This window comes from Amycolatopsis sp. NPDC004625 (genome assembly GCF_040609695.1).
Classification (GTDB): domain Bacteria; phylum Actinomycetota; class Actinomycetes; order Mycobacteriales; family Pseudonocardiaceae; genus Amycolatopsis.
This window is the reverse complement of the sequence record NZ_JBEXKX010000027.1, coordinates 127,584-138,667: the sequence shown is the minus strand read 5'-3', so window position 1 is coordinate 138,667 and position 11,084 is coordinate 127,584. Positions and strand designations below refer to the sequence as shown.

The following is an 11,084-nucleotide window of genomic DNA, read 5'->3' as shown; positions in this document are numbered from 1 at the left end:
AATTTTTTCCCGCGGGGGGCGTGTTTTTAAACCTAACCCCCCCCCCCACCCAACCCCCGGCCACCGGCTGAAAATCCCACCGGAGGGGCGGGGGAGGTCGAACCCGCTCCCCCGCCACGGCAGAGCAAAGCCACGGCAGAGCCAAAACCCTACGCAGCCACGTAATTACCACTAAGAATCAAAAGAACCTGAACGGTGATCCCAGTCCCATAGTAATCCGTAGCATCAGGAGACCAGGACGAGACAGCCGTCCAAAGCTTATCCAGCCAAGCCTGACTACCCGAATCCGTCATAGCCGCCACGGCAAACGGCGCAGTGAAACACGGATGCTGCCCACTCTCCGTCTTCGACCCCGAAAGCGAATACCCACTCTGGATCTTCGCCGGATCCCCACCGGTAGCCGACTTCACCCACGTGTTCATCTTCCGAACCTGCCCCGCAGCCGCGCTCCCCGAGAACGAAATCGCGTCCGCACCCAACCGCCACGGATCACGGCAGGCGTTCCAGCTGTACTTCCCGTCGTACGGCCCCTCGAGGAAGTTCGACGGCGCCGGCTTCGGCGTCGAGTTCGTGCTGACCACGAAGTCCGGCAGCAGCCCGGTGTTCGGCGCGTACGACGACTGCAGCTGGCTCACGGCCGTCTCCGAACGGGACCGGACGGCGTCCCAGAAGCTGTCCCCGGTCGCCGCGGCGAACGCGCGCAGGTGGCCCGGCATCCAGTCCGACGACCGCGAGCTGTTCTTGTACTCCGCGTCGTTGCCCCAGTCGCCCAGCAGGGTGAACTTCGTGCTGCCGTTGACCTCGCTCTTCTTGATCGCGTTGATGATCCGGACCGCCTCGGCCTTGTAGTTGACCGAACCGGAGCTGCCCCACTTCTTGTCCGCGACCAGCAGGCCGTAGGCGATTTCGAGGTCGCCGTCCGTGGCCGAATCGCTGCCGTTGACGCTCTTGCAGTTCGAATCCTGCTCGGCCGCGTGCAGGTCCTTGTTGTTGACCGACGGGTGCGCCTTGACGAACTTCAGGATCCCGTCGACGATCGAGCGCGCCTGCGGGTCCTTCTCCGCCATCATCGCCGAGATCGTCATGCCGTAGCCTTCGCCCTCGGCGACGAAGGAGTGGTCGGCGTCCTTGGACAGCACGGCGTAGGTGCCGCTGCCGCACTTGGTCGTCAGGAAGTTCTTCTTCCAGAAGTCGTAGTACTTCTGCAGCGCGGCATCCTGCGTGGCCTGCGAGACGGACGGCCGCAACGTTCCCGGCACGTACGGCGTGCCGGCCGCGGACGCGGCCGTCGGCACGCTCAGCAGCCCCGCGGCGAGCGCGGCCGAAACCACCACCGCCCGGACGACTTTCTTCATGGCTCCTCCGTAACGACATCGTTGGCTGCGGCGAAGGTGATCGAAGCCTGACAGAAAGTTCAAGACCAGGTCAAGAGCGTTAGGAAACTTTCCTTACTATTACCGTGAGTGGTCCCACACCGCCCCGCGCGCCCGGACGGACTAGCGTGGACACCATGAAGATCGACCTCGACGGCCGCGGGCCGGACTTCCGCGCGTTCTGGACCGAGCGCCACCTGGCCACGCTGACCACGGTCCGCCCGGACGGCACCCCGCACGTCGTCGCGGTCGGCGTGACCGTCGACTTCGAGGCCGGCCTCGCCCGCGTGATCACGTTCGCGCCGTCGGTCAAGGCCCGCCTCGTGCGCGCGGCGGGCGAGGCCGGCATCCCGGTCGCGGTCTGCCAGCTGGACGGCCCCCGCTGGTCCACTTTGGAGGGACGTGCGGTGCTGCGCGACGACCCGGAATCGGTGCGCGACGCCGAAAACCGGTACGCCGCCCGCTACCGGCAGCCCAAGCCCAACCCGCAGCGGGTCGTCCTCGAAATCACCGTGACCCGGGTCCTCGGCAACGCCTGACCCCGGGTCGTGAGTGAGAAACAGGGTTAGAACACTGTTTCTCACTCACGAGGCGCGGGAGTGCACCAGCCGCGTGTACTCCCCCAGCAGTTGCGCGAGTTCGCCGTGTTCACCCGCCGACGCCAGTTGCTGGTGGCCGACCAGCATCGCCAGCCCGAGGGACGTCAACGTCCGGGCGAGCGCGCGGTCGCCGACGATGGCCTCGACCACCCGGCCGACCGTCCGCACCCGGGCGTCGTCGACGCGCTTCTGCGCCGCACGCACCGTTTCGTCGTTGCGCGCCCACGCCCGGATGGCCGCCTCGGCCTCGTGGGGCAGGCCGAGGGTCAGGTCCATCAGCGCGGCGAAGTCGGCGGACGGGCCGCCGGTGCCGAAGTTGCGCTCGCGCAGGATCCGCACCTGGCGGTTCTCCCAGTGGTCCAGCAGCTGCTCCACGAACCCGGGCCAGCCGCCGAAGTGGTGGTAGAACGAACCGCTCGTGACGCCGAGCGCGCGGCACAGCGCGCCGACGGTCAGCTCGGTGAACCCGTGCTCGGCCAGCAGGTCCAGCGCGGCCCCGAAGTACGCCTGCCGGGTGACCGGCGGCATCAGACGTTCCGGTCCCGGTCCCGCCAGTACGGTTCCCGCAGTGATCGCTTGAGGATCTTGCCGGTCGCGTTGCGCGGCAACGCCTCCACGACGTCGACGCTGCGCGGGCACTTGTAGTGAGCGAGCCGCTCGCGGCAGAACTCCACGATCCTGTCGGCGTCGAGCTGGTCGCCGGCGACGACGGCCTTGACCTGCTCGCCCCAGCGGTCGTCCGGGATGCCGATCACGGCCACCTCGGCGACGCCCGGGAACTCCGCCACCACGCGCTCGACCTCGGGCGAGTACACGTTCTCGCCGCCGGTGATGATCATGTCCTTGACGCGGTCCTCGAGGAACAGGAACCCGCCGTCGTCGAGGCGCCCGACATCGCCGGTGCGGACCCAGCCGTCCACCACGGTCTCCGCGGTCGCCTCGGGTTTGCCGAGGTAGCCCGCCATCCGCTGCTCGGTGCGCACCCACACCTCGCCGACCGCGGCGTCCTCCGCCGTGACCGGGTCGACGATCCGGATGTCCACTCCGGACAGTGCGGTGCCCGCCGAGGCCAGCCGTTCGGGGCGAGTGGTGTCCCGATGTGCATCGGGGTCGAGCGCGGTGACCGCGCCGGACAGCTCGGTCATGCCGTAGACCTGGGCGAACTTGACGTCGGGCCAGGCGGCGAGCACCGTGCGCAGCAGCGGGAGGGGCATCGGGGAGGCGCCGTAGCAGAGGTACTTGATGCGGGAGAACGCCTGCAGCGCGGCCTCGCCGGCCTGCGCGATCCCGGCCACGACGGCGGGCACCAGGAAGGCGTGCGTGATCCCGGCCCGCAGCGCGGCGAACAGCGACGCCGCGTCGGGCTCGCGCGTCAGGTACGACGGTTCGCCGTAGAGGAACCCGGAAACGGCGTAACAGCTGCCGCCGACGTGGAACAGCGGCATGGCGACCAGGTTGACGTCGCCGGGGCCGATCGGGAACGCGGTCCCGGCGGCGAGGCCGTGCGCGAGGACGCTGCGGTGGGTCAGCACCGCGCCCTTCGGGAAACCGGTGGTCCCGCTGGTGTACATCACGAGCACGCCGTCGTCGGTGTCGACGCCGGTCCCGGCGTGCGGTTCCCCGGCCGCCAGGAAAGCTTCGTACTCGTCGGCGTCCCCGCCCACGACCACGACGCGTTCCAGTGCGGGCAGCCGGTCGCGGATCGCGTCGAGCGCGGGCCGGAGCTCGGCGCCGACGAAGACCACCTTCGCGCCCGCGTCCTTGAGCACGTAGGCGAGCTCGTCCTCGGAGAGCCGCCAGTTCACGACGGCGTTTGCCGCGCCGAGCCCGGCGGCGGCGAAGGTGGTTTCCAGGCAGGCCGGGTGGTTCTTGTCGACGAACGCAACCCGGTCCCCCCGCGCGATCCCGGCGGCGGCGAGCGCCCCGGACAACCGCCGGACCCGCTCGTCGAACTCGGCCCAGGTCCAGGCCCGGTCACCGAAGACGAGCGCGGTGTCGCCCGGACGTTCCCGGGCCCAGTGCGCCAGGAGCTCGCCGAACAACCGGACCCGCGGGCGGACGTCTTCGGGCATGGGCGTTCCCTCCGGACCGGCACTGGACCATAGACCGCTCTATGGTGCGGCCGCGCCCGGCGGACGTCAACACCGGACAACGGGTCCCGAACCGGCCCACCGGTCGGTGGTTTTGTGACGCCGTCAGCCGTCGAAGCGGCACCGGGCGGCTTCGATGTCCTCGATGAACCGCTGGGTCCAGCCGCACATGCTGTCGACCGTCGCCCGCAGCCCCTGCCCGGGCTCGGTGAGGGTGTATTCGACACGCGGCGGCACGGTCGGGTGCACCTCGCGCACGACCAGCCCGTTGCGCTCCAGCATGCGCAGGTTCTGCGTCAGCATCTTGTGGCTGATGCCCGCGACCTCGTTGCGCAGCTCGCTGAACCGCAGCGTGCGCTCGCCGAGGGTCTCGATGATCAGGAACGCCCACTTGTTGGCGACGTCCGAGAAGATCTCGCGCGCCAGGGAATCCGCGCGGGAGAGGTCCGCGTCCTGCTTGGTCACCATCTGGTTCCCCCGTCACCGAAAAGTGCCTTCTTCCGCATCGCCCAACACTCTCCTACGGTTCCTGGGTAACCACAAGAGAGCACGGAGGAAAGATGACCGTCACGCTGCTGAATTCCCTTGAGCTGCCCGAGATCGACGTCTACCACCAGGTCGCCGTCGCCGAGGGGAGCAAGCTCGTCTTCGTCGCCGGGCAGGTGGCCTGGGAGACCGGAGGCGACCTCGCGGCGCAGGTCGAGCAGTGTTACGTCAACGTCGCCGCCGCACTGGCCGCGGCCGGCGGCTCGTTCGCCGACGTGGCGAAGCTGACCTGCTACGTCGTCGACTGGACCCCGGACAAGATGCCTGCCCTGCTCGACGGCATCGCCCGCGGCAGCGCCAAGATCGGGACGACGGCGAAGCCGCCCGCCACCCTCGTCGGCGTGGCGGCGCTGGACGTCCCCGAACACCTCGTCGAGGTCGAGGTCACCGCCGTCCTCTAGCTCGGCGGGGCCATGACATTGGTGACGCCGGCGTGGAGCCGGGACGCTGGTAGCAGGCGCCTTTGTCGGTGACGACGCGGTGGATGTGGGTGATGCCGTGGCGGGCGAAGAATGTCCGGGCCAGCGCGCGATGATCCGCCGCGGCCGGCGGTTGGTGGCGCCGGCCGGATCGATGTAGCGGCGCCGATTCAGCCCGAGCTGCAGCAGGTGCCGGCTCACGGTCCGCACCGAGGCCGGGTCTTTCTGCTCGGCGGGGCGCGTGGGTCGCGCTTCTCATCCTGCCGCCGAAAGACCCGTCCCTCGTCTCAGGCCCTACCCGCCGTTACCAACGTCGTGACCCGCAACCGCTAGCTCGGCGGGGCGTATTCGTCCGAGATCTCCGTCGCGTAGTTCTCCCACAGCGGTTTCATGGTCTCGGCGTTGACCGGCTGTCCCGAATCGATCATGGCCTTGAAGTCGCGGAAGTACTGCACGTACAGGTCCGGCGTGAAGGTGTTCAGCATGACCGCGTTCTCGTCGCCGATGTTGGCGAACGTGTGCGGTGCGCCGGTCGGCACGATGACCCAGGTGCCCGGCCCGGCGTCGTAGTGGTCCGCGCCGACGGTGAACCGGAACGTGCCCGCCAGCACGTAGAAACCCTCGTCGTGCTGGGCGTGGCGGTGCTGCAACGGGCTCGGGGTGCCGGGCGGGATGGTGACCTCGGCGAACCCCAGCCGGTGGTCGGTGTGCTCGCCGTTCTCGAGGATGCGGATCTGCTGGGCCCCGCTGCCGAGGATCTCGCCCTCACCGGGGCGGACGATGTTCACCTTCGCCACGACTTCTCCTATCGCTGGTGGTCACCACCATCCTTTCCCGGGCCGGCCGTGCGCGTCTTGGTCGTCGGTGCACGGTTGCCGGTAACCAGTGCGCGGGCGTTGTAGCCGTACGTCGCCTTGAAGAGCTTGCTGAAATGGGTCGGGTCGGAGAACCCCCACCGGGCGGCCACGGCGGTGACCGTACGTCCGCTTCCGGTCAGCTCGGCCCGGCAGCGCTCCAGGCGGCGACGGCGGATCAGGGCCGCGACGGTGAGCGGCTGGTCCTCGAACAGCTTGTGCAGCCGACGTACCGAGATGTGGTGGGCGGCGGCGATGCCGGGCGGGGACAGCTCGGGGTCGGCCAGCCGGGCCTCGATGTAGCCGGTGATCCGGTCCCGCAGCCGCTCGTCCGGGGCCGGTTGCCCGTCGCCGAGCCGGGCCTCCAGGGCCACCGCGATCAGCTCGACGACGGCCGCCGCCGACCGCACTGCCTCCGCCTCGCGGAACCCGGGTGCCGACCGCGCCGACTCCCGGGCCAGCACGGAGACGAGGGCGCCCGGGCCGTGGCTGCCGTCGATGCGTACGCCGATGAGCCGGTCGAGCTGCGCGGGCCGGATCCGGAGCTCCCGGCGCGGAACCAGGATCGTGACGTGCGCTGCGGCGGTGCTCTCGAACCGGAGCGCCCGCGTGGGGTCGAGCAGCACCAGGTCGGCCGGCCCGAGTTCGGCTTCGCCGCGCCCCTGCTCGATCCGCGTCCGGCCCCGGGTCATCACCTTGACCGCCAGGTGCTCGCCGTCGGAGGCGTCGCGCTCCCGCCCGATGCAGGCGCTCTCCGGCGTGTCGAGGGAGACCAGCCGCAGCGGCCCGAGGTCACAGGTGGCGATCCGGCCCCGGAAGCCGGCCCCGGCCAGCTTGTTGACCAGCGGCGGGAACCCGCTGGCGGCCAGCTCGTCCTGGAACGTCTCGAGGTTGCCGGTCACCCGGTCGACGATAACCCTCAGGCGAACAGCGAAAGCAGTCCTTCGGTCGACCGCACCACCACGTGCGCCGCCGCGCGTTCGGCGTGCGGGCGGTCCGGGCGTTCCGCCTCGTGCCGCCAGCGCCGCAACGCGTCCAGGCCCGCCTCGTAGATCTCGTTCGGGTCCGCGTCCGGTTCCAGGCCGAGGCGGTCGGCCGGGGCCGTGCCCTGGGCACCCAGCAGCTGGACCGCCTCCTCCGCCGGCTCGCCGGACAACGCCGTGCGGCCGCCGCGGATGTCGGCGATCAGGCGGAGCTCGCGGAAGTCGTGGGCCGCCGCCGCGAACCGCTCCACGCGGGACACCAGGCGGTCCCCGCCCGGGCGGGGGTGCGCGGCCAGCAGGGCCTCCAGGCGGATGATCGCCGTCCGGGCCCGCAGGGCCTCGGCGCGCGCCACGAAACACCCCGCCAGGGTGTCCCGCAGCTCGCCCAACCCGCTGCGGCGCACCAGTTCCGCCGACAGCTTCACGCGGTCGTCGCAGCCGGTGCGGATCAGCGTGAGGGCCAGCCGGACGCCGAACATCCCGAACCGGACCACCAGCGACCGCCGCGTCTCGACCGGGATCGGGCCCGGGAACGCCGGGTCGGTGAACGAATCCACCGACAGCACGTGCCGTTCCAGTTCCTCGCGCGGCACCGCGGCGAACGCCGCCAGCAGGTCGAACTCGTCGTCACGCAGCGAGCGGCCGCCGTACGCGAGCTGGCCGGCGACCGCGATCACGCCCAGGAACCCCGTGCACAGCGGGTCTTCCCGCCACGCGCGCCGCGCCAGCTGCTTCGCAGTGAGCAACGCGTCGATCCGGCCCGCGCCCACCTCGTCGGCCCGGGACAGCACCAGCACCGAGTTGACCGCGCTCTGCCGCGCGAACGGCGAGCCGCCCGGCAGGTGCGCCGCCGCGAGCTCGTCCGGCTCGAGGTGGCGGACCAGCCGGACCATCGCGTCCGGGACGTCGTCGGCCGGGCCGGGGTCGTCCAGCAGCACCAGGTCGCGCAGCGCCCGGGTCGGCCATTCGCCCAGCGCGGCGGCGAGCGTCGTCTTCCCCGACGACGGCGCCCCGGTGAAGGCCACCCGCAGCGGCTGCTCCAGCCGGTTGAGGCAGTCGTGCAGCAGGGCCGAAGCCCGCGGGTCGTCCCGGTAGAGCCCGGCCGCGGCGTGCAGCAGGTCGCGGACGTCCTGGGTCACGCCGAAAGTTCCCGTCGCTGCTGCCGGCCGGCGATCGTGCCGAGCTCGCCCGCCCGCTGGTGCAGCGCGGCCAGCCGGTCGATCTCGCGGCGGATGTGGACGGTCCGCCGTTCCCGCTCGGCGGTGCCGGCCAGGATCGTCTCGCGCTCGCGGGTCAGCTCGTCGGCGAGTTCCTCGGCCAGCCCGGTGAAGTGGTCCCGCAGCCGGCGCTGCACGACCCGGATCGAGTCGCGGCTGTCCTTGCTGAACCGCAGGAAGACGTCGTCGACGTGCCGTTGCGCGGCCTGCTTGGCGACGGCCTGGCGCCGCTGCAGCCGCATCCCGCCTTCGTCCTTGATGGTCTTGGCGGCGAACGCGGCGCCGGCGCCGAGCGACACCGGGTTGATCAGCGGCAGCCCGGCGAGGCTGGTGACCAGGCCGAACATCAGCACACCGCCGTAGGAACCGCGCAGACCGGTGAACGCCTGCTGGCCGATCTTGAACTTCTCGATCTTCGGCCGCCGGACGTCGTCGAGGCCGTCCACGCCGGAGCCGTCGAGCCGCAGGTCGGGCAGCGCGAGGTCGTACTGGGCGCCGAAGCAGGCCGCGACCGCCTGGGCGATCCACTCCGCCCGGTCGGCCAGCCACGTGTAGTTCGTGTCGACCGCCTCGGCCAGCGCGTTGTCCAGCCAGGGCGCGAACTCGTCCCACACCTTCGCCGGGTCGCCCTCGTCGAAGGTCCGGTCGATCGTGGTGACGATCTTGCGAGTCCGCTCGCGTAGGTCGTATTCGGCGTCGGACAGCAGGTCGGTGATCTCGTCGGAGAGCAGGTTCTGCCACCGGGTGTTCTGCCGCCGCAGGTCGTCGGCGCGGCGCTGCGCCCGCTGCAGCAGCGCGGCCTGGCCGAGCCCGGCGTCCTGGCCCGCGGTGTCGGCGCGATCGCGCAGCGACTCCACCAGTTCGGCCGCGGCGGCGCGCACGCCGACCGCGGCGAGCAGCGCGCGCGACTGTTCCGGCGGGCGCGCGGCCTGCTCGGCGATCCAGCCCAGCAGTTCGGGGAAACCCGAGCGGGCGTTGAGATCCGCGTCACCGGCCTTGGCGGCGGCCTGGCGCACCACGGCCGAAACGGGCAGCACGGGCGCGTCGATCCCCGCCTCGCCGAGCATCGCGCGGTTGCGTTCGGCGACCGCGCGCCACCCCGGGCAGACGTCGATCTTGGTGAGCGCGAGCACGACGTGCGGGCACCAGGTGCGCACGTGCCGGGCGAGCGCGAGTTCCGCGGCGCTCAGCGGCGCGGTCGCGTCGGAGACGAGGATCACCGCGTCCGCTTCGGCGAGCACGTCGAGCGCGGCCGCGGTGCGCGGTGACCGCGGGTCACCGACCGGCGGGGTGTCGACCAGGACCAGGCCGGCCGAAAGGAGTTCGCGGGGCACGCCGACCTCGACGCGGCTGAGCGTGCCGGCCGGCCGGGCGCCGAGCTCGCCGGTGAGCCGTTCGACGGCGACCGGGATCCGTTCGAGGGACCGGCCGACCAGCGTCGCGGCGGGTTCGGCGGCGTAGGCGATTTCCGTGGGCACGGCGGGGGTCGCGGCGTCGCCGACCGCGCACACCGGCGCGTTCAGCACGGCGTTGAGCAGATAACCCTTGCCCTGTTTGGGGAAGCCGAGCACGCCGAGCCGGGACTGCCCGGCCGGGGCGTCCCGGCGTCTGCGCAGGCGCTCGGCGAGATCGGCGCGGCCGTGCGTGCGGCACGCGTCCAGCGTCTCGTTGAGCACTTCGAGCCAAGCCGGTGCGGTCACGATGGTCGAGTGTCCCCGGTTCACTCCCCGTACGCACACCGGGTGCCCGTCCCGCGGCTGCACCCAGACCGCGGGACGGGCACCGGTGACCGGTTCGGGGATCAGTGCCCGAGGTGGACGTCGTTGTGGGACGCGATGTCCCCGATGTGCAGGTTGCCCAGCGCGTTGTGGCCGACGTTGGCGACGTCGGACACCACGTCGTGGACCGCGGTGCCGTTGCCGGAGGCCAGCTCACCGACGTTGCCGACGGTGTTGTGGTCGGCGCTGATGCCGGCGGCGGAGGTCACGGTGTTGGTGACGTCGCCGAGGCCGTGGACCGCGTTCGAAACCTCGCCGGTGACGTGCTTCACGTCGACGTCGCCCGCGCCCTTGAGGATGCCGGAGAAGTCGCCGACGTTGCCCACGACCGAGTTCACGGTGTGGGTCAGGTCACCGCTGACGTCGCCGACGTGCGTGGTGGTCTCGTAGACCGGCGCGGTCACGTTGTTGGAGACGTTGCCCAGCACGCCCTCGCCGAGGTGGCTGACCTCGCCGACCGCGCCGACGGCGGCGCTGTGGTCGACGTCGGTGACCGAGTACACGAGGTTGCCGGCCACCTGGACCGCGTCCAGGCTCGAGCCGAGGTCGCCCGTCACGCCGAAGGCGCCGGTCGGGTCGCCGGCCAGCGCGGTCACGCCGGCGGCGGTGTTGGTGACGTCGGTCACCGTGGTGACGGTGTGCCCGAGGTCGCCGACGGCCGGCAGGCCGAGGCCGCCGACGCCCGGCAGCTCGCCGCCGAGGTCGCCCACGACCGGCAGGTCGGAGGTGGCCGGCAGGCCGAGGCCCGCGGTGAGGGCGGTGAGCTGGTCGATCGCGCCCTGGATGCCGGTGGCGTCGGTGCCGACCGGGGACAGGTCGCCGACGACGGGGAGGCCGCCCACGGCCGGGAGGCTGTCGACCGGCACGTAGTCGAGCACCAGCGGGATGACCTCGTGCACGTCGGCGGCGCTCACGTCACCGAGACCGGCGGCAGCGAGCACACCCTGCGGGTCGGTCCCGAAGGCCGCCAGCGCGGTCGGGTCGTTGAGCAGGTTGAGGGCGAAGTCGTGCAACGTCTGCACGGAGTCCATGGGGATTTCTCCTGGTCCGGTGGTTCGGGGGACGGCAGCGACCGCAGGGACCGCTGCTCCGTCATCAAGGTAGGGAGACGGTCCCCCAGCGCACATCGGGGATCACTCCGAGTCGCAGTCCAGTCAGCCGATAGGGGATCGATATGTCATCGTTAGGGAGTTAGGGGCTCATCCGAGACGCGCTCAGTTGGGTT

The 11,084-nt window shown here is 71.3% G+C and carries 11 protein-coding genes and 1 pseudogene; 2 read left to right on the top strand and 10 right to left on the bottom strand.

Translation table 11 applies throughout. The features are described from left to right. Positions 1-149: 149 nt before the first annotated feature. The gene (locus ABZW17_RS28515; RefSeq protein WP_354820739.1) at positions 150-1,355 is read right to left on the bottom strand and encodes a glycosyl hydrolase family 8; all 1,206 of its coding nucleotides are present in this window, start codon (positions 1,353-1,355) and stop codon (positions 150-152) included. 155 nt (positions 1,356-1,510) lie between these two features. Between ABZW17_RS28515 and ABZW17_RS28510 the strand changes: the two genes are divergently transcribed. Then, a complete protein-coding gene (locus tag ABZW17_RS28510; protein ID WP_354820736.1) occupies positions 1,511-1,912 on the top strand; it encodes a PPOX class F420-dependent oxidoreductase in 402 nt (133 codons plus the stop codon). 45 nt (positions 1,913-1,957) lie between these two features. Here the strand turns inward: ABZW17_RS28510 and ABZW17_RS28505 are convergent, their stop codons facing one another. The 3 genes from ABZW17_RS28505 to ABZW17_RS28495 form a co-directional block, all read right to left on the bottom strand. Beyond that, positions 1,958-2,500, bottom strand: a complete 543-nt coding sequence (locus ABZW17_RS28505) for a TetR/AcrR family transcriptional regulator (RefSeq protein WP_354820733.1) — start codon at positions 2,498-2,500, stop codon at positions 1,958-1,960. Further along, complete coding sequence (locus ABZW17_RS28500; RefSeq protein WP_354820730.1) at positions 2,500-4,044, bottom strand: long-chain fatty acid--CoA ligase; 1,545 nt, start codon at positions 4,042-4,044, stop codon at positions 2,500-2,502. Before ABZW17_RS28500 ends, ABZW17_RS28505 begins: the two co-directional genes overlap by 1 nt. Positions 4,045-4,167: 123 nt before the next feature. Then, entirely contained in the window at positions 4,168-4,530 is a 363-nt protein-coding gene (locus tag ABZW17_RS28495) for a helix-turn-helix domain-containing protein (RefSeq protein ID WP_354820727.1), read from the bottom strand. Between the two features lie 92 nt (positions 4,531-4,622). Between ABZW17_RS28495 and ABZW17_RS28490 the strand changes: the two genes are divergently transcribed. After that, positions 4,623-5,009 (top strand): RidA family protein, encoded by a 387-nt coding sequence (locus ABZW17_RS28490; protein ID WP_354820724.1) that lies wholly within the window; start codon positions 4,623-4,625, stop codon positions 5,007-5,009. A gap of 111 nt (positions 5,010-5,120) precedes the next feature. Here ABZW17_RS28490 and ABZW17_RS28485 read toward each other — a convergent pair. The 6 genes and pseudogenes from ABZW17_RS28485 to ABZW17_RS28460 all read right to left on the bottom strand — a co-directional run. Continuing rightward, positions 5,121-5,240: pseudogene (locus ABZW17_RS28485) on the bottom strand (IS481 family transposase); the annotation flags it as partial. Positions 5,241-5,356: 116 nt separating this feature from the next. After that, a complete protein-coding gene (locus tag ABZW17_RS28480; protein ID WP_354820721.1) occupies positions 5,357-5,824 on the bottom strand; it encodes a cupin domain-containing protein in 468 nt (155 codons plus the stop codon). Between the two features lie 8 nt (positions 5,825-5,832). After that, positions 5,833-6,783, bottom strand: coding sequence for a helix-turn-helix domain-containing protein (locus ABZW17_RS28475; RefSeq protein ID WP_354820718.1), 951 nt, complete (start codon positions 6,781-6,783; stop codon positions 5,833-5,835). A 17-nt stretch (positions 6,784-6,800) separates the two neighbouring features. Then, positions 6,801-8,003 carry a GTPase gene (locus tag ABZW17_RS28470; protein ID WP_354820715.1) on the bottom strand — a complete coding sequence of 401 codons (1,203 nt, stop codon included), beginning with the start codon at positions 8,001-8,003 and terminating at the stop codon, positions 6,801-6,803. Next, on the bottom strand, positions 8,000-9,781 hold the full coding sequence (locus ABZW17_RS28465) for an isoniazid inducible protein IniA (protein WP_354820712.1): 1,782 nt from the start codon (positions 9,779-9,781) through the stop codon (positions 8,000-8,002). The genes ABZW17_RS28470 and ABZW17_RS28465 overlap by 4 nt, the downstream gene beginning before the upstream one ends. A gap of 101 nt (positions 9,782-9,882) precedes the next feature. Beyond that, entirely contained in the window at positions 9,883-10,890 is a 1,008-nt protein-coding gene (locus ABZW17_RS28460; protein WP_354820709.1) for an IniB N-terminal domain-containing protein, read from the bottom strand. Positions 10,891-11,084 lie beyond the last annotated feature (194 nt).

Coding starts and splice junctions, on each gene's coding strand:
- ABZW17_RS28515 (WP_354820739.1), bottom strand. CDS start 1,355: ATGAAGAAAGTCGTCCGGGCGGTGGTGGTTTCGGCCGCGCTCGCCGCG.
- ABZW17_RS28510 (WP_354820736.1), top strand. CDS start 1,511: ATGAAGATCGACCTCGACGGCCGCGGGCCGGACTTCCGCGCGTTCTGG.
- ABZW17_RS28505 (WP_354820733.1), bottom strand. CDS start 2,500: ATGCCGCCGGTCACCCGGCAGGCGTACTTCGGGGCCGCGCTGGACCTG.
- ABZW17_RS28500 (WP_354820730.1), bottom strand. CDS start 4,044: ATGCCCGAAGACGTCCGCCCGCGGGTCCGGTTGTTCGGCGAGCTCCTG.
- ABZW17_RS28495 (WP_354820727.1), bottom strand. CDS start 4,530: ATGGTGACCAAGCAGGACGCGGACCTCTCCCGCGCGGATTCCCTGGCG.
- ABZW17_RS28490 (WP_354820724.1), top strand. CDS start 4,623: ATGACCGTCACGCTGCTGAATTCCCTTGAGCTGCCCGAGATCGACGTC.
- ABZW17_RS28460 (WP_354820709.1), bottom strand. CDS start 10,890: ATGGACTCCGTGCAGACGTTGCACGACTTCGCCCTCAACCTGCTCAAC.